The organism is Thalassovita litoralis, assembly GCF_900182725.1.
In the GTDB taxonomy this organism is placed as follows: domain Bacteria; phylum Pseudomonadota; class Alphaproteobacteria; order Rhodobacterales; family Rhodobacteraceae; genus Thalassobius; species Thalassobius litoralis.
In genome coordinates this window covers 1-26,026 of the sequence record NZ_FXTO01000043.1, presented here as the reverse complement: position 1 = coordinate 26,026, position 26,026 = coordinate 1, and the positions used below count along the sequence as shown (strand labels likewise).

The 26,026-nt window shown below is 57.1% G+C and carries 26 protein-coding genes; 8 read left to right on the top strand and 18 right to left on the bottom strand.

All coding sequences use genetic code 11. The annotated features are described in order from the left end of the window. Positions 1-260: 260 nt before the first annotated feature. On the bottom strand, positions 261-752 hold the full coding sequence (locus tag FN828_RS18810) for a helix-hairpin-helix domain-containing protein (protein WP_142494888.1): 492 nt from the start codon (positions 750-752) through the stop codon (positions 261-263). Between the two features lie 106 nt (positions 753-858). After that, complete coding sequence (locus FN828_RS18805) at positions 859-2,376, bottom strand: class I adenylate-forming enzyme family protein (protein ID WP_142494887.1); 1,518 nt, start codon at positions 2,374-2,376, stop codon at positions 859-861. A 133-nt stretch (positions 2,377-2,509) separates the two neighbouring features. Between FN828_RS18805 and FN828_RS18800 the strand changes: the two genes are divergently transcribed. The 4 genes from FN828_RS18800 to aat all read left to right on the top strand — a co-directional run bounded on the left by FN828_RS18800 (position 2,510) and on the right by aat (position 5,804). Further along, on the top strand, positions 2,510-3,052 hold the full coding sequence (locus tag FN828_RS18800; protein WP_142494886.1) for a LuxR C-terminal-related transcriptional regulator: 543 nt from the start codon (positions 2,510-2,512) through the stop codon (positions 3,050-3,052). 198 nt (positions 3,053-3,250) lie between these two features. Further along, positions 3,251-3,739, top strand: a complete 489-nt coding sequence (gene accB / locus FN828_RS18795) for an acetyl-CoA carboxylase biotin carboxyl carrier protein (protein WP_142494885.1) — start codon at positions 3,251-3,253, stop codon at positions 3,737-3,739. Positions 3,740-3,749: 10 nt separating this feature from the next. After that, positions 3,750-5,099 (top strand): acetyl-CoA carboxylase biotin carboxylase subunit, encoded by a 1,350-nt coding sequence (accC, locus tag FN828_RS18790; RefSeq protein WP_142494884.1) that lies wholly within the window; start codon positions 3,750-3,752, stop codon positions 5,097-5,099. Positions 5,100-5,153: 54 nt separating this feature from the next. Beyond that, positions 5,154-5,804 (top strand): leucyl/phenylalanyl-tRNA--protein transferase, encoded by a 651-nt coding sequence (gene aat, locus FN828_RS18785; RefSeq protein ID WP_142494883.1) that lies wholly within the window; start codon positions 5,154-5,156, stop codon positions 5,802-5,804. On the opposite strand, the gene FN828_RS18780 is transcribed toward aat, so the two are convergent. The 15 genes from FN828_RS18780 to FN828_RS18710 form a co-directional block, all read right to left on the bottom strand. Then, complete coding sequence (locus FN828_RS18780; RefSeq protein WP_142494882.1) at positions 5,768-6,157, bottom strand: DUF2155 domain-containing protein; 390 nt, start codon at positions 6,155-6,157, stop codon at positions 5,768-5,770. The genes aat and FN828_RS18780 overlap by 37 nt on opposite strands. Beyond that, positions 6,154-6,609: an outer membrane lipid asymmetry maintenance protein MlaD gene (gene mlaD, locus FN828_RS18775; RefSeq protein WP_142494881.1), complete on the bottom strand. Its 456-nt coding sequence runs from the start codon at positions 6,607-6,609 to the stop codon at positions 6,154-6,156. Before mlaD ends, FN828_RS18780 begins: the two co-directional genes overlap by 4 nt. A gap of 12 nt (positions 6,610-6,621) precedes the next feature. Then, positions 6,622-7,005 (bottom strand): NADH:ubiquinone oxidoreductase subunit NDUFA12, encoded by a 384-nt coding sequence (locus FN828_RS18770; RefSeq protein ID WP_142494880.1) that lies wholly within the window; start codon positions 7,003-7,005, stop codon positions 6,622-6,624. A gap of 121 nt (positions 7,006-7,126) precedes the next feature. After that, positions 7,127-8,389, bottom strand: a complete 1,263-nt coding sequence (gene clpX, locus FN828_RS18765) for an ATP-dependent Clp protease ATP-binding subunit ClpX (protein WP_142494879.1) — start codon at positions 8,387-8,389, stop codon at positions 7,127-7,129. A gap of 145 nt (positions 8,390-8,534) precedes the next feature. Next, positions 8,535-9,164, bottom strand: coding sequence for an ATP-dependent Clp protease proteolytic subunit (locus FN828_RS18760; protein ID WP_142494878.1), 630 nt, complete (start codon positions 9,162-9,164; stop codon positions 8,535-8,537). Between the two features lie 191 nt (positions 9,165-9,355). Further along, the gene (gene hemA, locus FN828_RS18755; RefSeq protein WP_142494892.1) at positions 9,356-10,579 is read right to left on the bottom strand and encodes a 5-aminolevulinate synthase; all 1,224 of its coding nucleotides are present in this window, start codon (positions 10,577-10,579) and stop codon (positions 9,356-9,358) included. A 222-nt stretch (positions 10,580-10,801) separates the two neighbouring features. Then, the gene (locus FN828_RS18750) at positions 10,802-11,872 is read right to left on the bottom strand and encodes a c-type cytochrome (protein WP_142494877.1); all 1,071 of its coding nucleotides are present in this window, start codon (positions 11,870-11,872) and stop codon (positions 10,802-10,804) included. Further along, positions 11,856-13,142: a sulfite dehydrogenase gene (gene soxC, locus FN828_RS18745; RefSeq protein ID WP_142494876.1), complete on the bottom strand. Its 1,287-nt coding sequence runs from the start codon at positions 13,140-13,142 to the stop codon at positions 11,856-11,858. Before soxC ends, FN828_RS18750 begins: the two co-directional genes overlap by 17 nt. An 81-nt stretch (positions 13,143-13,223) precedes the next feature. Further along, positions 13,224-14,921 carry a thiosulfohydrolase SoxB gene (gene soxB / locus FN828_RS18740; protein WP_142494875.1) on the bottom strand — a complete coding sequence of 566 codons (1,698 nt, stop codon included), beginning with the start codon at positions 14,919-14,921 and terminating at the stop codon, positions 13,224-13,226. Positions 14,922-15,062: 141 nt separating this feature from the next. Next, positions 15,063-15,917, bottom strand: a complete 855-nt coding sequence (gene soxA, locus FN828_RS18735) for a sulfur oxidation c-type cytochrome SoxA (protein ID WP_142494874.1) — start codon at positions 15,915-15,917, stop codon at positions 15,063-15,065. A 64-nt stretch (positions 15,918-15,981) separates the two neighbouring features. Beyond that, complete coding sequence (soxZ, locus tag FN828_RS18730; protein ID WP_142494873.1) at positions 15,982-16,311, bottom strand: thiosulfate oxidation carrier complex protein SoxZ; 330 nt, start codon at positions 16,309-16,311, stop codon at positions 15,982-15,984. A 23-nt stretch (positions 16,312-16,334) separates the two neighbouring features. Next, positions 16,335-16,751 (bottom strand): thiosulfate oxidation carrier protein SoxY, encoded by a 417-nt coding sequence (gene soxY / locus FN828_RS18725; protein WP_142494872.1) that lies wholly within the window; start codon positions 16,749-16,751, stop codon positions 16,335-16,337. Between the two features lie 32 nt (positions 16,752-16,783). Then, positions 16,784-17,257, bottom strand: coding sequence for a sulfur oxidation c-type cytochrome SoxX (gene soxX, locus FN828_RS18720; RefSeq protein WP_142494871.1), 474 nt, complete (start codon positions 17,255-17,257; stop codon positions 16,784-16,786). A 119-nt stretch (positions 17,258-17,376) separates the two neighbouring features. Then, positions 17,377-17,973 carry a thioredoxin family protein gene (locus FN828_RS18715; protein ID WP_408033817.1) on the bottom strand — a complete coding sequence of 199 codons (597 nt, stop codon included), beginning with the start codon at positions 17,971-17,973 and terminating at the stop codon, positions 17,377-17,379. A gap of 17 nt (positions 17,974-17,990) precedes the next feature. Then, positions 17,991-18,725 (bottom strand): cytochrome c biogenesis CcdA family protein, encoded by a 735-nt coding sequence (locus tag FN828_RS18710; RefSeq protein WP_328592218.1) that lies wholly within the window; start codon positions 18,723-18,725, stop codon positions 17,991-17,993. Between the two features lie 79 nt (positions 18,726-18,804). Between FN828_RS18710 and FN828_RS18705 the strand changes: the two genes are divergently transcribed. The 3 genes from FN828_RS18705 (at position 18,805) to FN828_RS18695 (ending at position 20,751) form a co-directional block, all read left to right on the top strand. Further along, complete coding sequence (locus FN828_RS18705; protein ID WP_235891534.1) at positions 18,805-19,191, top strand: thioredoxin domain-containing protein; 387 nt, start codon at positions 18,805-18,807, stop codon at positions 19,189-19,191. A gap of 111 nt (positions 19,192-19,302) precedes the next feature. Continuing rightward, positions 19,303-19,647, top strand: a complete 345-nt coding sequence (locus FN828_RS18700; protein WP_142494870.1) for an ArsR/SmtB family transcription factor — start codon at positions 19,303-19,305, stop codon at positions 19,645-19,647. A gap of 45 nt (positions 19,648-19,692) precedes the next feature. Beyond that, positions 19,693-20,751, top strand: a complete 1,059-nt coding sequence (locus FN828_RS18695; protein ID WP_142494869.1) for a YeeE/YedE family protein — start codon at positions 19,693-19,695, stop codon at positions 20,749-20,751. Between the two features lie 192 nt (positions 20,752-20,943). Here the strand turns inward: FN828_RS18695 and FN828_RS18690 are convergent, their stop codons facing one another. After that, complete coding sequence (locus tag FN828_RS18690; protein WP_142494868.1) at positions 20,944-22,173, bottom strand: acyl-CoA dehydrogenase family protein; 1,230 nt, start codon at positions 22,171-22,173, stop codon at positions 20,944-20,946. A gap of 351 nt (positions 22,174-22,524) precedes the next feature. Here FN828_RS18690 and FN828_RS18685 point away from each other — a divergent pair, with 351 nt between their 5' ends. Further along, positions 22,525-24,978, top strand: a complete 2,454-nt coding sequence (locus FN828_RS18685) for a calcium-binding protein (RefSeq protein ID WP_185959093.1) — start codon at positions 22,525-22,527, stop codon at positions 24,976-24,978. Positions 24,979-26,026: the final 1,048 nt, after the last annotated feature.

Below are 26,026 nucleotides of genomic sequence, written 5' to 3'. Positions count from 1 at the left end.
CTGATCCAGTGGTCGCCGGGCCTGCCGAAAACCCGCTCGGGCAAAATCATGCGCCGCATCCTGCGCAAAATCGCCGAAAACGACTTCGGCAGCCTGGGCGACACATCCACACTCGCAGACCCGTCCGTCGTGGAAGAACTGATCGAAAACCGCGCGAATAAGTAAGTCCGAAAGACCAAGGGCGGTCCTTTCCAAGGCCGCCCTTTCAAAACTACAGAAGCCCGTTCCTGCGCAGGAGCGGGCTTTTTCAGTTGCCACCCTTATTTCAGCTTCTTTTTGGCGCGTTTCTTTTTATCTTTGGCTTTGCGGGCTGCTTTTTGCTTGGCCTTTTTTTCGGCTTTCTTCCGGGCGTCCTTTTTCGCGTTTTTCTTCTCTGCGCGTTTCTTGTCTTTCTTTTTGCCCTTCTTGGTTTTGTCGTCCTTTTTCTTGGACGTCTTCTTTTTCTTGGCCTTGGGCTTTTCCTGATCCGATACCGGGCTATCGGGTGTGGGTTCTTCCAACACTTCGACCGTCGCGGCGTCTTCCTTTGCCTGTGCGTCCGGTTCCGCTGCGGTCGGGACTTCTTCGGGCAGGACAGAAACCACTTCTTGCGCGGCGCGGATCAGCATCATGGCCCGCGCCGGGCCAATCCCGTTGACCTGTGTCAGCTTCGCCGGGTCGGCAAGCGCCAGATCAGCCGCGTTATGAATGCCCAATGCGGCCAGTTGCGTTGCAATCGCGGGGCCGATCCCCTTGACGCTTGAAATATCCATAGTCCCGTTATCCCGGTGTTCGGGCCAGATGATACAGGCTGGCCGCAGGTGAATTTGCACATACAATGTATATACAAATTCACCATATGCAAGCCCTGATCGCCCCCTAGCCCATATGCGTCAAACGTGTGCGCAGCTCGGTTTTCAACACTTTGCCGTAATTATTCTTTGGCAGTTCGGGCACTGCAAAATAAGCCTTGGGCCGTTTGAACCGGGCAATCTGTGACAGGCAATGGGCATCCAGCGCCGCTGGGTCTAAATCAGCCCCCGGCACCATCACCACAAAGGCCACGACATCTTCGCCCCATTCGGCATTCGGGCGTCCGATCACCGAAACTTCGTGAACATCCGCATGGGTCAGCAGGGCTTCTTCTACCTCGCGCGGGTAAATGTTGGTTCCGCCGGAAATGATCAGATCCTTGGACCGATCCTGCATTGTGACATAGCCATCTTCGTCCATGAAACCGACATCGCCGGTCATCAGCCAGCCATCCACCACGGTTTTCGCCGTTGCTTCGGGGTTTTGCCAATAGCCGGTCATGGCCACCTCGCTGCGGACCATGATTTCACCGGGCGTCCCAACAGGCACCGGAGCGCCAGCGGCATCGCCGATCCGCACCTCGACCGGGGATTGCGCCCGACCGACCGAGGCCAGCCGTTCCCGCCAACGCGGATGGGACCGATCCGCCACCTCTTCGCGCGTCAAAGCGGTGATGCCCATCGGGGCTTCGCCCTGCCCGTAAATCTGAATGAAAATCGGGCCAAAGTGATCCACCGCCTCGACAATATCGGCCACATACATCGGCCCGCCCCCGTAAACGATGCTGCGCAGCCCTTCGCCGCGTTCGCCTGTTGCTTTGGCGACCGAGGTCATGCGCTTGATCATCGTCGGCGCGGCAAACATATGGATATTGCCGAAATGCCGGGCCAGATCGAAGATTTCAGGTTCCTCGAACCCGCCCGACGGCGGACAGACATGGCGCGCGCCCATCCGCACATGGATCATATTGTACAACCCCGCGCCGTGGCTCATGGGGGCGGCATAAAGCGCGATGTCATCCGCGCGCACCGCATCCACATCCGCCAGATAGGCCAGTGACACCAGGACCAGCATCCGGTGGGAGATCATCACCCCTTTGGGCCGCCCTGTCGTGCCGGATGTATAAAACAGCCACGCCAGATCATCCGCCGCTTGCGGCAGGGGAATAATCGGATCGCAAGCCAGTGCCGCTGCATAATCCGCAGTGGTTACATCAATCACCGGACAGTCCACACCCGCATCACGCAAGGCATCCGTCAGACCGGGCGATGAAAACGTCACGCAGGTTCCCGAATTCTCAATGATCCAGGCCGCCTCGCGCCCGTGCAATTTTGCATTGATTGGCACACAGGCCGCGCCCGCATACCAAATGCCGTATTGCACAATCAGCAAATCCGGGCAGTTTTTCATGAAAATCGCCACCCGATCACCGGGTTTCACCCCCTGCGCCACCAACCACCCCGCCACACGGGCCGCCCGGTCATGAAACGCGCCGTAACTGGCCACCAAATCCCGCCCCAGAAACAATGCCGGACGATCCGGCGCAACCTGCGCCTGTCGTTGCAACCAAAACCCGATGTTCATGTGATTTCCCTCCCTCTCTTGGGGTGTAGAAAACCACCGCTGACCCGACAGTGCAATTCGTAGAAATACACGCACCCGCTCGTAGAAATACGTATCCTTTGCATCGCTTCGCAAAAGCGGGCATATCCGGGGCATGAAGCTAAGCGATCTTGCCTTTGAACATGCGCCTATCGGGCTGTGTATGCTGGAAAACCGTATCATTTCCGGCTGCAATCAGGAATTTGCCCGCATTTTTGGCGGCCAGATGGCGGATTTTCAGAATGTCCCCTTTGCCCATTTCTATGCCTCGATGGAGGATTACGAAAAAATCGGTGCGCGGGCGCTGACCCAAATCCGCAAAACCGGGCGGTATGGCGATGAACGCGTCATGCGCCGCCGATCAGGTGAATTGTTCTGGTGCCGGGTGCGCGGCCAGTCATTGACCCCCGAAGACCCGTTTCGCCGGGGTATCTGGTCCTTGTCCGACCTGTCCGAAGAACGCCCCGTCGTCGAACTGACCCCCCGCGAGCGCGAGGTGGCGATCCTGACCTGCCGTGGTATGACCAGCAAGGAAATCGGCAAGGAACTGGAATTGTCCTTTCGCACGGTAGAATTGCACCGCGCCCGGTTGCTGGAAAAATTCGGCGCCAGAAAACTGGCGGAATTGGTGGCGAAACTATCGGGTATGCCGCTGTAATCCCCGTAATGCCGCTTTGGTCGTCGGCCAAAATGTGCCGGGCAGCGCATTTTTCCCCTCGTAATTTATGGTCAAAACCCCCACATTCCGGGCCAGATCGACGCTTTCCGTGTCGTCAATCATCGCCTATAAGGCGGCCAGGAATGGCACAGGGCTGATCCCGTAACGGCCCAACCGAACAAAACGGTCGAGGATAAAATGACTAAGCAAAACCATGACTCTGACGTGGCCTTCATTCAGGCGCTGGCCGAGCTTCTGCGCGCCAATGATCTGACCGAGCTGGAAGTGATGCGCGAATATGCCGACAATGACAGCCTGAACGTGCGCGTCAGCCGCGCCCAGCAAGTCGTGACACAGGTGGCCGCCGCCCCCGTAGCTGCTGCCCCTGCCGCAGCCGCCCCGGCAGCCCCGGTTGCCGCAGCCCCCGCCGCATCGGAAGACCCCGCCAGCCACCCCGGCGCTGTAACCTCGCCCATGGTTGGGACGGTTTATCTTCAGGCGGAACCGGGTGCGCCGTCCTTTGTTTCGGTTGGCGCGCAGGTATCCGAAGGCGACACCCTGCTGATCATCGAAGCGATGAAAACCATGAACCACATTCCCGCGCCTAAATCCGGCACCGTGAAGCGCATTCTGGTCGAGGATGCCAGCGCCGTTGAATTTGGTGCGCCGCTGATGATCATCGAATAAGGGCCGCGCCATGTTCGATAAAATTCTGATTGCCAACCGCGGGGAAATCGCGCTACGCGTGATCCGGGCCTGCCGGGAAATGGGCATCCAGTCCGTCGCGGTTCATTCCACCGCCGATTCCGATGCCATGCACGTGCGTATGGCAGACGAAGCCGTGTGCATTGGCCCGCCGTCGTCAGCCCAAAGCTACCTGTCGATTCCGGCGATCATTTCCGCCTGTGAAATCACCGGGGCGCAGGCCATCCACCCCGGTTACGGATTCTTGTCGGAAAATGCCAATTTCGTGCAAATTCTGGAAGATCACGACATCACCTTTATCGGCCCCTCTGCGGAACATATCCGCATCATGGGCGATAAGATCACCGCAAAGGAAACCGCCGCTACGTTGGGAATTCCCGTGGTGCCGGGGTCTGCCGGGGGCGTTCCCACGGTCGAGGATGCCAAGAAAATCGGGGCTGAATTTGGCTATCCGGTGATCATCAAGGCCACCGCTGGCGGTGGTGGGCGTGGCATGAAGGTCGCGCGGAGCGAAGCGGAAATGGAAACCGCCTTCCGCACCGCCCGGTCCGAGGCAAAAGCCGCCTTTGGCAATGACGAGGTCTATATCGAAAAATACCTGACCACGCCGCGCCATATCGAAGTGCAGGTTTTTGGCGATGGCAAAGGCAAAGGCGTTCATCTGGGCGAACGGGATTGTTCGCTTCAGCGCCGCCATCAAAAAGTGTTCGAGGAAGCCCCCGGCCCCTGTATCACCCCCGAAGAACGCGAACGGATCGGCAAAATCTGCGCCGATGCGATTGGCAAAATGGGCTATCGCGGGGCTGGCACGATTGAATTCCTGTATGAAAAGGGCGAGTTCTATTTCATCGAAATGAACACCCGCCTACAGGTGGAACACCCTGTCACCGAAGGCATTTTTGGCGTTGATCTGGTGCGCGAACAAATCCGCGTGGCCGAAGGTATGCCCATGTCCTTTGGTCAGGATGATCTGGTGATCAACGGCCATTCTATCGAAGTCCGTATTAACGCTGAAAAACTGCCGAATTTCTCGCCCTGTCCGGGTAAGATCACGGCGTTTCATGCGCCCGGTGGTCTGGGTGTTCGGATGGATTCCGCGCTGTATGATGGCTATTCGATCCCGCCCTATTACGACAGCCTGATCGGCAAGCTGATCGTGCATGGCCGCGACCGGGCCGAGGCGCTGAGCCGCCTGAACCGGGCCTTGGGTGAATTGATCGTGGACGGGATCGACACCACGCTGCCGCTGTTCCATGCCCTGCTGCAAGAGGAAGACATCCATAGCGGCAATTACAACATCCACTGGCTGGAAAAGTGGCTGGAACAAAATCTGGCCGGATAAATCACAGGGCCGGGCAAACAGCCCGGCCTTTTTCGCTTAGGCAATGAACGGAACATGGCCAAGGACGATACATATCTGACCCCGCAGCTTTTGCTGAATGCCTATGCTTCGGGCGTGTTTCCGATGGCTGAACACCGCGACGACCCGGAAATTTTCTGGGTCGATCCGCGCCGCCGGGGTGTTTTTCCGCTAGATCGCTTTCACATCTCGCGCAGCCTGGCCCGTCGGATGCGGCGCTGTGGCTATCAAATCCGCATCAACAGCGATTTCGAAGGCGTGGTTTTGGGATGTGCGGATCGTGCGGAAACGTGGATCAACGCGGAAATCTTTGAGCTGTATAACCAGCTTCACGCGCTTGGTTTTGCGCATTCGCTGGAAGTCTGGGACAATGACGCACTGATTGGCGGTGTCTACGGCGTTACGTTGGGGCGGGCGTTTTTTGGAGAAAGTATGTTTTCCCGCCGCACGGATGCCTCAAAAATCGCTTTGGCTTATTTGGTGGACCGGCTGAATACTGCGGGATTTACCCTGTTTGATACGCAGTTTATCACGCCGCATCTGGCATCACTCGGGGCGATTGAAATCCCCCGCGCCCGCTATCGTCAGCTATTGGAAACGGCCCTGACGGATGAGGCCGATTTCACCGCGCCCCCCCTGCCCGCCAGCGTTCAAGAAGTTTTGCAGCGCAATACCCAGACATCGTAACGCGCATCGTCCAACGCATTCAGCGCCGGGGACGAGGCGAGCATCCAGCCCTGAAATATCGGCTGTGGCTTGCCATCTTCGCGGATGGTCAGAAACGCATAAGCATCCCCGGATGGGTTGCCTTCGGGATAACGGCATTCACCCAGATCAATGATCAAACGTTCATAACGGACGCTGGTGCCGTTCAGGATTTCGATGTCCAGCGTTTGCGCGTTAACCTTATCCAGCCCACGCAAAACCGCCCCTGCACCAACAGCCACACGTTCGGCTGCGGTATCCGGGATCACATCATCCTGCGCCCATGCGAACACAGGACTCAGCGTGGCCATGACAAAGGCCGCTGCCAGCCTCATTCGGTGCTGCTCCCGGAACCGGAGACGAATTTCATCAACAGGCTGACAAGTGAAACAGCGCCCTGAGTATCCTCGATCTCTGCCCCAGGTTCAAAATTGAACGGCGATCCGCCCGGCACGATTTCCACGAAATTCCCGCCCAGCAACCCTTCGGAGGCGACAACCACCGCGCTGTCATCGGGAATGGCGATCCCATCAATCACGCTGATCGTGGTGTCCGCACGGAATGTTTGCGGGTTCAGGTTCAGCGCCGTCACCGTGCCGATTTTCACACCGGCCAGCCGTACATCGGACCCCACGGTTACACCTTCGGCGGAGCGGAACGATGCGCTAAGCGGATACCCACCAGAGGCTTTGGAAAACCCAGTGATTTGCCCAGCATAAGCCACAAAGCCGATAGCAACAGCTAAAACGACACCACCAACAAAAACTTCGGTTTTGTTTTCAGACATTTGAAACGCGCCTTATTCGGGCGACCACGCCTCGTAATCGGCGCGTTCTTCGGGGCGCGCACGGCGGATCGACCCGGCGGGCGCATAGGCCAGCGCCGAACCAGTCAGGTTTTCCTGATGCGGTTTTTCCCATGCTTTGTGGGCCAGCGGCTTATCGCTGGGGGCGTCCTTGAACGTATGGTGCAGCCAGCCATGCCAATCGGGGCTGACCCGGCTGGCTTCGATTTCACCGTTGAAAATGACCCAGCGGCGTTTGCCGTCCACGCTGCGATAGAAGACATTGCCCTGCTCATCCTCGCCAACCTTGACGCCTTTGCGCATCGTATACAGTCGGGTGTTGAGCGTCGCGCCGTTCCACCAGGTGACTGCGCGCAGAAGGGTGTTCAGAATGCCCATGAGTCTCTCCAAAATACCGTGGTTCTGATATGGACCATATCGCCACAAAGGTCCAGTGCCGGGCGGGTACGAAAAAGGCGGGCCATCGCCCGCCTTCTGATTTCCGCCGATCAACGGGGCCTTAGCTGGCGCTGGTCGCCTCTTTCTTTGCATCAGCAAAGATCATCAAGGGCTTCGCCGCCGAAGTTGCCGCTTCTTCGTTCACGACCACCTCTTCGACATCATCCATTCCGGGCAGATCGAACATCGTATCCAGCAGGATGTCTTCCAGAATAGACCGCAGCCCCCGCGCCCCGGTTTTGCGCTGGATTGCGCGCTTGGCAATCGCTTTCAGCGCGTCATCGGTAAAGCTAAGCTGCACGTCTTCCAGTTCAAACAGGCGTTGGTACTGCTTGACCAGTGCGTTTTTCGGCGCGGTCAGGATCGTGACCAAGGCATCTTCGTCCAAATCTTCCAGCGTTGCGATAACCGGCAAACGGCCCACAAATTCAGGAATCAGGCCGAATTTCAACAGATCTTCGGGTTCCAGATCCTTGAAGATTTCCCCAACGCCGCGATCATCGTTGTCACGCACATCGGCACCGAATCCCATTGCAGACCCTTTGCCACGCTGCGCGATGATCCGATCCAGCCCCGCGAACGCCCCGCCACAGATGAACAGGATATTCGTGGTGTCCACTTGCAGGAATTCCTGCTGCGGATGCTTGCGCCCGCCCTGCGGCGGCACAGATGCAACGGTGCCTTCCATCAGCTTCAGCAAGGCCTGCTGCACACCTTCGCCCGAGACGTCACGGGTGATGGACGGGTTTTCCGATTTGCGGGTAATCTTGTCGACTTCGTCGATATACACGATACCGCGCTGCGCTCGTTCGACATTATACTCCGAGGCCTGAAGCAGCTTGAGGATGATATTCTCCACATCCTCGCCCACATACCCGGCTTCGGTCAGCGTGGTGGCATCCGCCATGGTAAACGGCACATCCAAAATCCGCGCCAGCGTTTGCGCCAGCAGCGTCTTACCGCAGCCGGTTGGGCCGATCAGCAGAATATTCGACTTGGACAGTTCGATATCGCCGGATTTCTGGCTGTGGTTCAGACGTTTGTAATGGTTATGCACCGCCACGGACAGCACGCGTTTCGCGGTGGCCTGACCGATCACATAATCGTCCAGCACATTGCAGATGTCGCGCGGGGTTGGCACCCCTTCAGAAGCTTTCAGGCCCGAGCTTTTCGTCTCTTCGCGGATGATATCCATGCAAAGCTCGACACATTCATCACAGATGAACACGGTCGGGCCGGCAATCAGCTTGCGCACCTCGTGCTGGCTTTTGCCGCAGAAGCTGCAATAAAGCGTGTTTTTGCTGTCGCCGGAATTGTTCGCCATTTCGTCCCTTTCAGGCCTTGTCGTCTTGCATGATTGTTCGGCGCCTAGCCGATCCCGCGTCTTGGTTCACAAGTCTAGGGCAGCCCTTGCGCGGCTACAATGTCAAAATCGCCCCCGCCCGCATACAGCCGGGGGCGGGTTCGGCTTATGCTTCCTCGCCGGATTTGGCGCGGCTGGTCACGATTTCATCAATCAGACCCCAGTCTTTCGCTTCTTCCGGGGACATGAAGTTATCGCGTTCCAATGCGCGCTCCACCTCTTCCAAGGTGCGGCCGGTGTGTTTCACATAGATTTCATTCAAGCGGCGCTTCAGCTTCAGGGTTTCTTCGGCGTGGATCATGATATCCGTCGCCTGCCCCTGATAGCCCCCGCTGGGCTGGTGGACCATCACGCGGCTGTTGGGCAGGCTGAACCGCATCCCTGCTTCGCCTGCGGTCAGCAAAAGCGACCCCATCGAAGCCGCCTGACCGATCACCAGCGTCGACACCTTGGGTTTGATATACTGCATCGTATCATAGATCGACAGGCCCGAGGTCACGACCCCGCCCGGCGAATTGATATACATGCTGATTTCCTTGGACGGGTTTTCCGCCTCAAGATGCAACAATTGCGCCACGATCAGGCTGGACATGCCGTCATGCACCGGCCCATTCAGGAAAATAATGCGCTCTTTCAACAGGCGCGAGAAGATGTCATAGGCCCGTTCCCCACGGCTGGTTTGTTCCACCACCATCGGGACCAGAGTGTTCATGTAAACGTCAAAAGGGTCTTTCATATATCCGCTCGCCTGCTGCTGTCTTTGGCATCTTTACGCATCAAGTGCTAATGGAGTCTTAGTTGCGCACCGGGGGGGCTGCAAGGGCTGACGCGTTTTTTCCCCCATCAAGACCATCACGGTAGCGCAGACGTGAAAATCCCCGGCACAGCACAGGCCGCCGGGGATCAGATTTCCGCTAAGGATCGTGTTTATTGCGCGGCCATCGGCTTGCGGGCCAAATGGCATTCCGCCCAAAGCGCCTCTAATGCGCCCACCAGCCTGTCCATATCCGCCGCCGTATGCACCGGCGAAGGCGTAATCCGCAAACGTTCCGTCCCCTTGGGAACTGTGGGATAGTTGATCGGCTGAATGTAAATCCCGTGATCCGCCAGCAGCCGATCCGAGATATATTTACACTTCACCGGATCGCCCACCATCACCGGAATGATATGGCTGGGATTCGGAATATGCGGGATACCGATTCCATCCAGACGCTGACGCAGATCGGCCACGCGCTCTTGCTGGGCGTGACGTTCCACCGCCGACTGTTTCAGATGCTTGATCGACGCCACCGCCCCGGCTGCCACAGCAGGCGGCAAGGCCGTCGTGAAAATAAACCCGCTGGCGAAACTACGAACGAAATCCACCAATTCCGTGCTGGCGGTGATATAGCCGCCAACCACGCCGAATGCCTTGCCCAGCGTCCCCTGAATGATGTCCACACGGTCCATCACCCCATCACGTTCCGCCACACCGGCCCCGCGCGGGCCGTACATGCCAACGGCGTGAACCTCGTCCAGATAGGTCAGAGCGTTGTATTTTTCGGCCAGATCACAAATGGCCCCGATCGGCGCAATATCCCCATCCATCGAATATACCGATTCAAAGGCGATCAGCTTCGGCGTTTCCAGCGGCAGCGATTGCAGATGTGTTTCCAAATCCGTCAGATCATTGTGTTTCCAGACGATCCGCTGCGCTTTGGAGTGGCGAATGCCTTCGATCATCGACGCATGGTTCAACGCATCCGACAGGATCACCATACCGGGGATTTTAGCACCCAAGGTTCCCAGCGTCGCCCAGTTCGACACATAGCCGCTGGTGAACAGCAGCGCCGCGTCCTTGCCATGCAGATCGGCCAGTTCGATTTCCAGTTCCACATGATCATGGGTCGTGCCGGAAATATTCCGTGTTCCGCCCGCGCCTGCACCACAGCGATCCAGCGCCCCGTGCATCGCCGCCAACACGTCCGGGTGCTGGCCCATGCCAAGGTAATCGTTGGAACACCAGATCGTTACATCCCGCGCATCCCCCGCATTGCGGAAGGTGGCCTTTGGGAATTGCCCCAGATGGCGTTCAAGGTCTGCAAAAACGCGATAGTTGCCTTCGTCCCGCAACTGCGCCAGCGACTCTTTGAAAAATCCCTGATAGTCCATGCTTTCCGGGCCTTTCTTTTCTGTTCTTTCCGTGTCCATCCGTAATCTGACAGGTGGACACGCCGCGTATTCCAGTCCGAAGACAATACCAGCCCAGTTCTTCCCGGACCAGCTGGGAAGTTGCGGCATTTTCCCCTGCTTTCGTCGCAGGCCATACCGCCCGCGCGACATCAGCGCCATAGCAAAAAGGGGCCGGTTATCCCGGCCCCTTCCCGATCCCGCTTACTGCGAGAAGGATTTCAGATAGGCGATCACAGCCGCGATATCGTCGTCTTTCTTCAGACCAGCAAAGGACATTTTCGTTTTCTTCACATAGTCTTTGGGCTTGCTCAGGAACTCGGCCAAAGTTTCGTCGTTCCAGACCAGACCACCCTCGCCCATTTCAGCCATGGTTTTCGAGTATTTGAACCCGTCATGACCGCCCAGCGTGCGCCCGATGATGTTGTTCAGCTCGGGGCCGGTTTTATTCTTGGCCCCCTCGCCGATCTGGTGGCAGGCTTTACACTTTTTGAAAACCTTTTCACCTTCGGCCACCAATGCCGGGTCCAGCGCGGCGGTTTGTTCCGCTGCTGGCTCTTCGGCTTTGGCCTCTTCCATCTTCGGTTCTTCTTTGGCCGGTTCTTCCGCAGCAGCAGGCGCTGCGCCTTCGGTGGCTTCCCCGCCCGCTTCGTCCGGGGTTACGTCCAGAACCGCCGCGCGCATGGTGATTTTCACCTCATCCTTGCAGTTTTCCATGCAAGGTTCGGCCCAGAACGCCTTTTCCGAGGTTTCGCGATCATCCACGATGAACCCGTCCGCATTCGGCATTTCAACATCAAGGAAGTTTTCGTTCGACAGAACGAAATCGTCATCCACCAGATCGTTGGAATACAGAATGTAAGCCACGATGGCGTAAACGTCATCGTCGCTCATGCTTTGGGCCGCGCCGAACGGCATGGACCGACGCACATAATCATATGTGGTGGACAGGTAAGGCCAATAAGAACCCACAGTTTTCAGCGGATCTTTGTGGTTCAGCGTATCCATACCGCCCGCCAGTTTGGGCCAGTTGTCCACGCCTTCGGCAAATTCACCGTGACAGATTGCACAGTTGTCCGAGAAGATCATTTCACCGTCTTCAACGGACCCCGAGCCTACGGGCAAACCTGTGCCATCCGGCGAAATGTCATGGTTCCATGCTGCAACTTCTTCGGGCAGCGCCGCACGGCCCAACCCCAGTTTCCCCGCATAGGCGGGCATCGCAGCCAAAGCGGCAATCGCGGTCCCGATCAGGAGATTACGATACTTCGACATTCTCTGCCTCCCCGTTCGATTTGACCCACCACGTTTGCACACAGTTATTGTGATAGATCGAATTTTCGCCGCGCACTTCGCGAAGCTGATGTTTCGTCGGCTGGACATAGCCGGTTTCATCCATGGCGCGGGCTTGCAGGAACATTTCCTCGCCGTTCCATTCGGTATCCAGATAGAACCGGGTCAGGGCCATCGGCTGCCCCGGATTGGCCAGACGCGCGGTTTCCCATGTCTTGCCACCGTCCTTGGACACATCCACCCGGCTGATCGCGCCACGACCGGACCACGCCAGCCCGGTGATGACCAGCGGGCCATGACCATGCTTGATGGGCGATTGCGGGCTGGGGCTGGTCACAACCGATTTGGCGTCCATGACCCAGGTCCACTTGCGGCTGGTGCCATTGGCCAGCGTGTCAGTGTATTTGCTGGTTTCTTCGCGGCTTTCGACCGGGCCGTCCATCACCTCGATCCGGCGAATCCACTTGACCCACATGTTGCCTTCCCAGCCGGGAACAACCAGACGCGCGGGATAGCCATGTTCCTTGCGCAGCGCCTCACCATTGGCCTTGAAGGCGATCATGCAATCGTCCAGCGCCTTTTCCATCGGAATCGAGCGCCCGTTCGACGACGCATCAGCGCCTTCGACATAGACCCATTTATCTTTCAGGTCGCCCGCCGCGTTCAGCCCAGCCTCTTCCAGCAGGGTCCGCAGGCTCACGCCAGTGTATTCCATATTGTGAATCATGCCGTGGGTGAATTGTGCACCGTTCAGCTGCGCACCGGCCCATTCCATCCCGGTGTTAGCTGCACATTCCAAGAAGAATGTCCGGTTTTCACGCGGGAACCGCTCCAGATCCTCGTAGGTGAAGACCAGTTCCTGATCCACCATCCCATTGATCATCAGGCGATAATCTTCTTTGCGCAGTTCAATCGCACCCGAGTGGTGGCGTTCAAACGCACAGCCCTGCGGGGTGATCGTACCGTCCAGCGCATGAATCGGGGTAAAGTTGATCGAACTGATCGTGTCAGCCGTCAGCCATTCCACATTGCGGCGGATCACGTCACTTTCGTATTTGATCGGCAGGCCATAGGGCGTGGCATCCACACCATCGCCCAAGCCCATGGCCCAGCTTTGTTTTTCGGTAATCAGGGGGTCGGGGGTTGCGGCGCTGGCGGCGCCTGCCCCTGCGATTGCGCCAGCCGTCGACGCCAGCGTTCCTTTCAGGAACGCGCGCCGCGAAGGCGATTTACCCTTGAAGCGGACTGTCATCTGTCTTTGCCTCCTCTTAAATTATCAAATTCATTTACGTGAATTTGATAGATGGAAAAAGTACTGAATTGTCGCGGGGGCTTATGCCCCCACCACTTTCACGTTGTCATGTGGGTTCACGGTCACGGTCCCCATCTTCTTGATGTGGGCTTCGACCACATCCCAGATTTGCGGGCCTTCGGTGCCTTCGTTGACGCTGGCCCAACCGGCAACCTGATAGGTCTTGGCCGGGTCAATCCTTTCACCGGTTTTCAGCAGTGTCATTTCGCTGATCCGTTCGCCTTGCGGCTTGCTGACGTCGATTTTGTAACCCATGCCACCGATGCGCACCATGTCACCGCCCTGCTGATAATAGGGGTCGGTGTTGAACAGGTTGTCGGCCACGTCTTCCATGATCACGCCAATGAATTCGCCTGTCATTTCAGTACGATAGGCCTGACCATAGGTCATCGAGGTCACGTTCCAGATATCTTCGCGGGTGATGTCCTGCCCCGGCAGGATCGACGGCCCCCAGCGCACACCCGGCGACATGGCGATGTCGGCGTCACGCTCGCTCAGCAGCGCGTCACAGATCAGATCGTCCCAAGTGCCATTAAAGTTCCCGCGACGGTACAGCAGACTGTCGGTCTTGCCGATCACCTCACTCATCGCGGTCTCGTGCGGGGCGCGCTGTTCGTCGATCACGGCGGTCACGGCCTTGTCCGGTTCGATCACATCGCTGAAAATCGGGATCAGCTTATGGCGGAAGCCCATCATGCGGCCATCGCGCACGTCCAGATCCACGCGGCTGACGAATTTCCCGTTCGACCCCGACGCGATGATGATGGTTTCGCCCACCAAGATCGGCTCGGGCAGCGCGTCATGGGTGTGGCCGGACAGGATCACGTCGATCCCTTTGACACGGCTGGCCATTTTCTTGTCCACGTCGAAACCGTTATGCGACAGCAGGACCACCAGTTCAGCGCCTTCGGCCTTCACCTCGTCTACGACTTCCTGCATCCGTTCATCCCGAATACCAAAGCTGTATTCGGGGAACATCCAACGCGGGTTGGCAATCGGCATATAGGGGAACGCCTGCCCGATCACGGCAATTTTCACGCCGCCACGTTCAAACATCTTATAGGGGGCGAAATCCTCGGCCGGTTCGTCCCATTCCGCATCATAGATATTGGCCCCCAGCGCAGCAAAAGGCAGATCCTGCACGATTTCCCGCACACGATCCCCGCCCAGCGTGAATTCCCAGTGGAATGTCATCGCATCGGGTTTCAACGCGTTCATCACGTTGACCATATCCTGCCCTTCGGTGTGATAGCAGGTATACGATCCGTGCCAGGTATCGCCGCCATCCAGCAGCAGCGCGTCGGGGCGCTCGGCCCGGATGCTGTTGATTACAGTCGCCACACGATCCAGACCGCCCACTTTGCCATAGGCCTGCGCCAGCGAGGTAAAGTCGTTGTATGTCAGCGCATAGGCTGTGGGCGAACCATCATTGATCCCGTACATTTTACGGAAATCCGCGCCCGTCACATGCGGCACCTGACCTTTGGCACCGCCGACGCCCAGATTGATCTCAGGCTCGCGGAAATAGATGGGTTTAAGCTGCGCGTGAATATCCGTGATATGGATCAGCGACACATTCCCGAACGTGTCGAATTGCAGCAGTTGGTCCTGCGTCAGTTTTTGCTGAGCGGCCAGACGCGCCCAATTGCCGAAACCAGAAGCCCCATACAAGGCAGACGCGGCCATCGAAACCTGAAGAAAATCGCGGCGAGAGATCATAGCTCATAAACTCCGAGCGGTTAGAGTATTCCCATGCCCCTGGCGCAAAACGTCAGAGGCCAGGCCATTTTGGCCTTCTTTATCAATGTGTTGCGATCAGCGGGCTTTCGGGGGCAGTCATCACTGCCCCCGAAGGAACCATTAGTTACGAACCGACGGACCTTCGACGGACAGACCGTTCCCACGGCTGGCAACATACAGTTCCAGCGCGGTAAACTCTGCTCCACCGGGCTTGAAGGTTTCTGCGCGGGTGTCGCGCACACAACCTTTGAAGCGGTCCTGAACCGAGTTCAGCTTGGTGTTTTTCAGACGATACGCCGGGAAACCATTGGTTTGCCCTTGGCTCAGGTGATCGGCGCGGATCATGTTGCCATAGTTCTGCTCGTGGCAGCTGGCACAGGACAAATCCAGTTGGCCGAAACGGGTATAGTAAATTTCCTTACCCTTTTCCCAAGTCGCCTGCGCGGGGCCGTCGATCGCAACATTCACCGGCATTCCACGCGATTGCAGGGTGATCAGCGCCACCATGTTCACGATGTCACCGCTGGTATAACCCAGTTTCTCGGCGCCCATACGATTTTCACGGCAATCGTTGATCTGCATTTCCAGCGTCCGAACTTCGCCAGCAGCTTCGTTCCATTTCGGATAAACTGCGCGAACGCCTTTCATGCTTTCTTCGGCAGACCCGTGGCACGATGCACAGGACTTTCCTTCGGAACCGTCAACCGTATCCCAAGCGTCCAATGCCGCTTCGACGCCCAGCATACCGGGGTTGTCGAAATCGTCCATTTCCATGGCCTGGGTCTGATCGTCACGGAAATGCCAGCCAGACATGATTTCATCCAGCGCACCGTCAAGGTGGGCCGGGGCCGCCGTTTTCGTGACCAGTTCCAATTCACCATTGATGACAAGCTTATCATCATCTGCATCCGCCAGCGACAGCGTCGGCAACGCCAAGGCCAGAGCGGCGATTGCAGTCATTTGCTTGAATTTCATCTAGCTTCCTCCCTGTAGCAGCCCTGCCCCGGTTCACCGGAACAAGGCGCTATTTTGGTTATTATTAGCCGATAGCGACCTTTTTGGAATCGCTATAGACCGACCCATCATCGTCGTACCAGGTGAACACCAGTTCACCGGCTTCGGGGATCACGGCCTCGAATTCGAAATAGGGGTTCGTGGAAATCGCCGGTTCCAGCGTCACGTCGATGACGCTCTTGCCGTTGAATTCACAGGTGAAGCGATTGATGATCGAACGCGGGATGAGCGAGCCATCCTTGTTCTTACGCTGACCCGATTCCATCTTGTGGCTGATCAGGGTTTTCAGCGTAACAGCTTCGCCTGCTGCCGCCTTTTTCGGGGCTTTGACGCGGGGTTTTACACCATCTGCCATTTTATTATCTCCTGTAAACCTGATTAGCCGCCGCAGCCGCCGATGGTGACTTTGACGGTCGAGCTTGCCTTGGCAAACGAACCATCGGCCAGTTTGGCGATGGCAACCACGTCCTGCGTGCCTGCCAGACGGATACGGGTCGATGCCGCATGGGCACCTGCCAGTTCGCCAAAGTTGAAAGTGGCCACGCCCGGAGTCGGGTTGCCGGTGGCCAGCAGCAGAATTGCCGATGCGCCTTCGGCTTCCACGGCGACCGGAACGGTGTTGCCGTTTTCAGCGATTTCCGGGGCGGTCAGGGTAACGCCGCCTTCGGCAATGTCTGCGCCGCCGGTGAAAGCAGCGATTGCGTCTTCGGCAGCCGCGTTGACCCGGAACGGCAGTACGGTCAAAACCGCTGCCCCCAGCCCAAGCGCCAGCGTGTCGCGTCTTGAGAATTCCATATTCATCTCCTTGCTCTTGTCAGCCTTGCGGATCAGTCTTTCAGACTGCTCAGAAAGGCCACAACGTCTTCGATTTGTTCCGCCGACAGCAGCGGATCCAGCGGGCCTTTGGGGGCTTTGCCGGTATATGCGTCACCCGGACGGGTGAAACCATCGACCTTGTAATAGGCCGGCATGACGGTCCCTTCGAAGGTCTTCTTCGAATTCACGAGGATACCGCGGATTTCGGCAGCCGAGCGGTTTTCGCCCACGCCGTCCAACATCGGACCAACGGTTCCCGGAAAGGTCAGTTCGGAACGTGCTTCGATGTTGTGGCACGCGACGCAGTTGCCCTGCTTTTTGTCCGAGAACACTTTGAAACCATTGTCCGCGTTACCAGCAGTGCCGGTCAACGATTGTTCAACCGCACCGTCTTCGGTGAACACCACATCGGCGGGCGCAACCGGGTTGGCAAATGCCGCCCCAGCAGCAAGCGATGCCGCCAGTGTCAGAGTAGTAAGCCTCATGATTCCTCCCTAGGATAGTTTTTTGGCTGTGCTAGCTGCGGTATACCGTAGTTCACCGTAGCTCCTTAACGCAACAACAAATTCACTTCTGTGAATTTTTTTAAATATTGCGCAACTCGTCACTCTGTTTTCTGATTATTTCTCTCGGCAATTTTCCGGGCATGGTATCTTTGGAAATCTTCGCCGTTATCAAGAAGGTATCGTTTTTCCTTCACCCATACAAACATATCATACGTTGTTTGCTTTCCGAAAGCCCCCGGCATCATCGCAACCGCAGCTTGTGGGGCCGGAACGCCCTCGGGCACCTCCTCGGGGAAGAACAGAACCGTAGGGGTAAACAGAATCCCCCACTTCCGCATCATGTCGGATTGCTCCATCTCCTGCCCATCGAAATCGGTGGCGGAATCGTTGCCGTGCAGGTTCATCTGCACGACAAAGAAATTTTCGGAAATATAGTCCGCGATCATCGGATCAGGGTAAATTTCCTCGTGCATCTTTTTGCAGTAGATGCAGCCGCGTTGTTCGACCATCACCACCAGACGCTTGCCTTCGGCATTCGCCTCGGCCAGATCTTCGCGCAGATCTTTGAACGTGTCCCGCATCCACGGTTCTTTGTGCAGCCCGTCATCGCCGATATTCGCAGCCCATGCCGGTGCCGCCATTCCCAGACCGGCAACCATTGTCAGGGTCATAAAGGCACGTTTTGTCAGACTCATCGGAATTCCCCCCTCACTCAAATCGACTGAAAGCTTGGGAAAGCTTCCAGCATCCAATTGGCAATCTCGCTCACCGACCCCGTCAGAATCAGGATCGCGAACAGGATTAGCAATAACCCCATTACCTTCTCCATCTTACCCAGATGTTTACGGAAATGCCCGGCAAACTGCATAAAGGGTGCCGTGAACAGCGCCGCTACGATAAAGGGCAACACGATCCCGGCGCCAAAAACGATCACCATCACCAGCCCTTGCCACGCGGTTTCGTCCGTGCTGGCCATCATGAAAACCCCGGTCAGCACGCCGCCCACACATGGGGTCCAGCCCGCCATGAACGCCACCCCCACAAGGTAAGAGCTAAGCACCGTCATATTCCGGGTATCGCCAGCGTTCACCTGGAACTGACGGTCCAGAAACCCAATCCGGTAGACGCCCAGAAAATGCAGCCCCATGACCAGAACAATCGCCGCAGCAACATAGCTGAACCAATCCATATTCTGTTTGAACAACGTACTGACAGCAAAGGCCCCTGCCCCCAGAACGGTAAAGACTGTCATCATTCCCAGCGAAAACATCACCGCCGCCGCGATCAGCCGTAGCCGCGCACCGGGCGCAAGCTGTCCATCGCCCGAGATTTGATTCATCCCGACGCCAGCCATGTAAGACAGATAAAACGGCACAATTGGAAGGATACACGGCGAGAAAAACACCACAATACCCCCTACAAACGCGCTCCAAAGACTGATATCCATCAGCATCAGCGCTCCTCCCTTGAATAATTCACATATTCATATTATGTTGTGCGACAACTTGTCGTCAATCAGGTGTTTCATGAGTCCCCGCATTTTCATCTTTTCCGCCATCCTTGGGCTTGTCCTGCCCTTCGTCACCCTGCTGTCCCCTGCGCAAGCAGCCGAACTGATTATGGTTGAACGCAAAGGCTGCCATTATTGTGTCGAGTGGAAAACCAAACTGGGACCGATCTACCCGAACACGCCCGAAGGGCAATTTGCGCCGCTGCGTATGGTGGATATTCAGGACGCCCCCCCTGCCGATGTCACCTTTGCCAAGAAGGTGATCTATACTCCCACGTTTATTCTGGTCGAGGACGGTCAGGAAATCGGCCGGATCGAAGGTTATCCCGGCGAAGACTTCTTTTGGGGACTGCTGAATATGATGCTGAAAGCCAAGACAGAATACGTTCAACCCGCAGGCTAACCCGCTGTCACCCCCCAGATGCGACGTGGTGTCTGACTGGACTTGTAACGAAAAACCGCTAATAACCCTTGCCAACGGGGACCAAGGATCGCGCCAGAAAAGGGATAGGCAATGGCACTGCCGGTGTTTACAGACACCATTACCGACACGGAAATGGACCGCATCGTGGATAATGCTACGAATGCGTCTAATTTTTTGAAAGCGGTCAGCCACGAAGGCCGAATGCTGATTTTGTGCCATCTTGTGACTGGCGAAAAATCAGTTACCGAGCTGGAAGAACTTCTTTCCGCCCGACAAGCGGCTGTTTCGCAACAACTTTCCCGCCTGCGGCTAGAGGGGCTGGTGGTTCCCCGCCGCGAAGGCAAAGCAATCTATTACCGTTTGGCGGACGATAAACCCCGGCGTATACTGGAATTGGTCTATGATCTGTTCTGCGCCGAAAATCCCGGTGCATAAGGCAGGTTTTCGGGCCAAGCGCGAACTTCACGGGGATACCCTGCCATGCCAGAGATACTAAGCGACGATATGCTTGTGGCACTTGTCGGCCTTGGTGGCGGTCTGCTGCTGGGACTTGCCGCCCGTTTGGGGCGGTTCTGTACGATGGGAGCCATCGAGGATTTGCTTTACGGCGGGTCCGACACGCGAATGCGAATGTGGGTTCTAGCCATCGGGGTTGCTATCTTTGGCACCTTTGGCCTGTCTGCCCTTGGCGTCATGGCCACTGAAACCTCTTATTATCTGTCGATCCGCTGGATGCCTGTCGCGTCGGTGCTGGGTGGGTTGATGTTTGGCTATGGCATGGCTTTGGCTGGAAATTGCGGTTACGGCTCTATCGCGCGATTGGGCGGCGGGGATATGCGCGCCTTTGTCATCGTTTTGGTGATGGGGGTCAGCGCCTATGTGGTCTTATCCGGTCCGCTGGCACCGCTGCGGGTCTGGCTGTTCCCACAAGAAGACGTGGTAAATGACATGCCGCCCGGTCTGGCGCATCTGCTAAGCGATTGGTCGGGGCTGTCGGTCAACATGCTGGGCATGGGAATCGGGACGCTGATCATCGTGGGGGCGCTGGCCTCGCGTGATTTCATTACGGAAAAGGCGGGGATTTTCTGGTCTGTTGTCGTTGGGATCGCCATTACGTCGGGCTGGGCCGGTAGCTACTGGGTCGCCTCTACAGGCTTTGCCGACGTGCCGGTTGTCTCGCATAGTTTTTCGGCCCCTGTGGGTGAAAGCCTGTTGTATTTCATGACCGCATCGGCCCGCGCACCGTCCTTTGCCGTTGGTTCGGTGGCGGGTGTCATTGGCGGCGCCTTTATCGGGTCATTGATTAAGGGGCATTTCCGTTGGGAAGCCTGCGAAGACCCCCGAGAACTGCGCCGTCAGATCACTGGCGCAACCCTGATGGGCACGGGCGCGGTGCTGGCCTTGGGCTGCACAATCGGTCAGGGGCTTTCGGCTTTTTCGGTATTGGCCTTTTCCGCCCCCGTCACCTTTCTGGCAATTTTCGCCGGGGCCGCGTTAGGGCTACGGCAATTGATCGAAGGGTTCCAACCGGCAGAATAAGCTGGGCGGGATCAGCCCCAGCGGGGTCTTTGCCATCTTGGTGTCTGCCTGTGGCTTCCAGCCTGGAACTTGGGGCGCTGCCCCAAACCCCGGGATATTTGCACCAAGAAAGAGCCGCGAGTATTTCCAACAGGTAGGCACGAAAAAGGGGCCTATGCGGCCCCTTTCCTATTCGTGATCTGGCAAATAAAGTCAGACTTTTTGCTGCGTGTATTTGCGCAATTCGCTGCGGGCGATCTGACGACGGTGAACCGCATCCGGGCCATCGGCCAAACGCAAGGTCCGCACGTGGGTCCATTTGTTTGCCAAAGGCGTATCCTGACTGATCCCTTGTGCACCGAAAATCTGCGCAGCTTCGTCAATGACTTTCAAAGCCATACGCGGCGCCACCGTTTTGATCATGGAAATCCACGGCGCAGCCGCGCGGGCATCGCCCTGATCCATGTACCAAGCGGCCTTCAGGCACAGCAGGCGGGCCTGTTCAATCTCCATCCGGCATTCCGCTATGATGTCGTAATTCGCCCCCAGATGGGCCAAGGGCTTGCCGAACGCTTCACGTTCCAGCGCGCGTTTACACATCAATTCCAACGCAGCTTCGGCCTGACCGATTGCGCGCATGCAGTGATGAATCCGTCCCGGTCCAAGGCGGCCTTGGGCGATCTCGAATCCGCGGCCTTCGCCCAGCAGCAGATTTTCCTTGGGCACCCGCACATTGGTAAACCGCATATGCATATGCCCATGCGGTGCGTCATCATTTCCATAAACCTGCATTGGGCGCAGAATTTCGATACCTTCGGCCCCGGCAGGCACTACGATCATCGAATGACGCTTATGCTTCGGCTGCTCATCTCCTCCGGTTTTCACCATGACGATATAGACTTTGCAGCGCGGATCCCCGGCACCAGAGGCCCACCATTTTTCGCCGTTCAATACATACTCGTCACCCTCCAGAACGCAGGACATCGAGATGTTGGTTGCGTCCGACGAGGCGACATCGGGTTCGGTCATGCAATAGGCAGACCGGATTTCCCCTGCCAGCAGCGGTTCCAACCACTGTTTTTTCATCGCCTCCGAGCCGTAGCGTTCAAAGACTTCCATGTTGCCAGTGTCAGGTGCAGCGCAGTTGAACACCTCGGCCCCCAAGGGGGTTTTTCCCATTTCTTCGGCGAAATAGGCATATTCCACTGTCGTCAGACCAAAACCGCGTTCGCTGTCGGTCAGCCAGAAGTTCCAAAGCCCCTGTGCCTTGGCCTTCGATTTCAGGCTTTCCAAAATCTCTGTTTGGCGGTCTGTGAATTGCCAGCGGTCCCCTGTGGCCACTTCTTTTTCATATTCGTCTGCCAGCGGTTCAATTTCATCACGGACCATGGCCGCAACGCGGTCCAGCAGCTTCCGGTTCTCCTCCCGAATCCCGAAATCCATATCTCTCCCTCATTCCTCAGTGCGAAATTACGTTCCGCAAACATTGAACCATGCCACCGCCGCGAAGGAAAGCGGCAAATGTCACTGCCGGAAAAATTCCCCACCAAGGGGTGACGAAACAAAGCCCCACCAAAAACGTTTCACTTGATCCGTATCAACAAACATATTCACATCAAAAGATGCAATTTCTATGCAGATTGCATTTCTGCTGACCTTTCGGAGTGCGAACAGATGACGACGTTTTTTCTTTCACCTGTTACGAGTGACACTTTAATTACTGGATCGAACGCTTCGGTCCTTGGTGCTTTTTCCGATGCCGTAAACCTTGCCACGCTTCCGGATGGAAATTTTGTGGCCGTGTGGGACAACCACCCCGCCAGCGGCATTGACGAGGTTTGGGGGTGCATTCTGTCTGCGGACGGGCAGCCGGTTGGCTCGGCCTTCGCGGTCAGTACCCTGCGCACAACCCCCGGCGGTGCCGGTCTGGATCAATGGGATCCCACCGCGACCTACCTACAGGATGGTAGTTTCATCGTGGCATGGACCACCGAGGAATATAACGGAGGATACAACACCGGGCGCAATGTAATGATGCGCCATTTCGCGGTCGATGGCACCCCGTTGGGCGATCCCTTTGTGGCGGTCTATCAGGTCAGCCCTACCGGATATGTATCCACCAGTAGCTGGGAAAGCACCCCATCGCTGACGACACTGGCCGATGGTTCCGTTGTGCTGAGCTATACCAACGATCTGGACATTGACATCCGCATTTACGAGGCGGACGGCGTCACCCCGCGCACCACACTGCAAATCAACACGCTGACTGACACCTATCAGGGCTATTCTCATGTGACCGCCCTGACCGGCGGTGGATTTGTCGTCACATGGGAAGACAGCAACGGCGTCGATGGCTCCAGCTCCTCTGTTATTGTGCAGCAATTCAACGCCGATGGTACGATCGCAGCCCCGCAGCATGTTGTGAATACGGCCACTTATGGCGGACAAGAAGAGCCAGTGGTCGAAGCACTTGCCGATGGTGGATATGTGATCGGCTGGTACGACGGCTATGACGAAACCAATTCCACCTTTCATGGCACGCTGCGCGCGCAAATCTTTAACGCGGACGGCACCCATCAGGGCGCGGAACTGCGCCTGCCCGATGTATTCGACCGCTATTATCGAAACGGGTTTGAAATTGTCGGACTGCCCGATGGTGGGTTCTTTGTGGCCTTTACCACATCTATGGACTGGTCAGGCAATTCCTATGACATTTTCGGCCAGCGGTTTAATTCCGATGGCACCCCGATTGGCGCGGCTTTCCGTATGACGGATGCGATCACCGGCGGACAGCAATACCCCCGGATCGAATTGGGTGAAAACGGGCTGATTACCCTGATCTGGCAGGACAATGGATCAGGCGACACACCAGCGGGCATGTACTCTCGCAGCTTCTCGATCACACAGATCAACGGCCCGGCCACATGGAGCGACGACATCATTCAGATGGACGATAGCGGGCAAGCTTTGGATCTTCTGGGCGGGAATGACAGCGCCTTTGGTGGCGCGGGCGACGACACGCTGCTGGGGAACTATGGTCACGACCTGCTGTCAGGTAACGATGGCAATGACCAGCTGGACGGCGGTTATGGCAACGATTCCCTGTTGGGCGACGCCGGAAACGATACCCTGCTGGGCGGCATCGGCAATGACACCCTGCGCGGTGGCGAGGGCAATGATATGCTGTCGGGTCAGGCAGATAATGACCTGCTGGCTGGCGATGCCGGAAATGACACCATTCTGACCGGAGCCGGGAATGACACGGCGTCAGGCGGCGATGGGGATGACCTGATCAGCGACTATACGGGCGATGACCTGCTGTCCGGCGACGCTGGGAATGACACGATCTGGGGCGGCGAAGGCAATGATACCTTGTATGGCGGGGCCGATAATGACCGGCTGTATGGCCAGAACGGCAACGATCAGGTCTGGGGCGGCACGGGCGACGACACCTTGAACGGTGGCGAAGGCAATGACGCTTTGGGCGGCGCCGCTGGCGATGACCTGCTTTACGGCGAAAACGGAAATGACGCCCTGTACGGCGATATTGGCAACGACACCCTGAACGGCGGTGCCGGGGATGACACGCTGTGGGCCGGGGATGACGACGACATACTGTATGGCATCTCGGGGGCAAACATTCTGGGCGGCGGCGCTGGCAATGACACGATCTGGGGCGGTTCGGGCAATGATCTTGTCTATGGCTACACCGGCGTGGATCAGATCAACGGCGGCGAAGGCAATGACACCCTATGGGCCGGAGCCGGCGATGATTTCATCGAAGGCAGTGGCGGCAATGACGTGCTGTATGGTGCCGATGGCTGGGATGCCCTGTCCGGTGGCTGGGGCAACGATACGCTGGATGGCGGCGCCGATGCCGATAACCTTGTCGGTGATCAGGGCAATGACCTGTTGCTGGGCGGGGCCGGTGATGACTGGCTTCTGGGCGGATCAGGCACCGACACGATGACTGGCGGCGATGGCGCGGACTTCTTCGTGTTCCAGCCCGGCGAAGATACAGGAATCGTGACCGATTTCGATATTGCCGAGGGCGACCAGATCGAAATGGTGTCGGCGCTCTGGACGGATCATGGGTACGGCACGATGACCGCTGCACAGGTCATTGCCCAATTTGCCACGGTTAACGCATGGGGGAGCACCGTGTTCACCTTTGACGGTGGCGAACTGTTGATCCTGCAAGGCGTCACAGACCTGACCACGCTGGAAGGGGCGCTGTTCGTGGTCTGATCCGGCACATCCGCAAAAGCACTCAGAAAGAGCGGCCCTTGGGTCGCTCTTTTCTAACGCATCGCGCCACATTCGCATGTTGCCCTGCGTTCCACGGCTCGGTCCTATTTATTGGAACTTCCGGGTATCGCCATAATCTGAGTTGCTCCCAAATGTTTGGACAGATTTCCGCGTTGCCTATGCTACTCTTCGCTTCTGCTGATCAGGTTTACCTCAAGGTCGCCCCCAAGACTGCTAGAACCGGCGATCAAACCCTCTCTGCGCAACAGGCGTCGTGCCATCACGTGAGTCTCCTACGTGTCGCAGGCGATAGCAGAAGGAGGCAGAACCCCGACATAGTTGAGGAAAGGGGTTTACTCTAGAGAAAATGGTGCGGTCAGATGGAGTTTGCTCAAACTCAACTGACGAACAAGAGAGCCCCAATCTGGAAGAGGTTTTCCAAGAGCTTGAACGCTGGAATGATATCCTCAAGGATGACAAGAATATTCTGCGAGGGCCGCGCCCATGAGCGTGTAATTGCGGCATTGTCTTGTCTCCTCTTCTTTGTTCTGACGGGTTGCGCATGCAACCGTCTGGCTTCCGCCGAGGAGCGGGGGTGCAAGGATCAAAGGTGCGGTCACGCAGGACCAGAGCCACGCGCAGGTGCAGCACAGCGAACCGAGCATGGCGAGGACCCACCCTTTGATCTGCGCGGGGGCGGCCGCCCTAGCTGTCATGGGGGTATTGGGGGAGCGGACAAGCTCCCCTGATTGGGGATCAATCGACCAAAAGGATTGTGCATGGTTTGGTGCAGGTGGCGAGGTCACTTCTCCAAATCCTGCGAGGGGGTCACAAGGTGCGACGATACGCCCCTTGATCGGGTTCAGCGTCGATACGCTGACGGCATTCAATCCGCGCAGGGTTGATCTATGGGGTGTTGGGGAGAGATAACATCTCCCCGACGAGGGATCAACGTAAGCTTACGCCGAGGGCCGTCTGGCGGGCTGATTTCGCGAGGGTTTAACGAGTGTCCTTATGGACGCACACGAAGACACCCCCCGCATTGAAG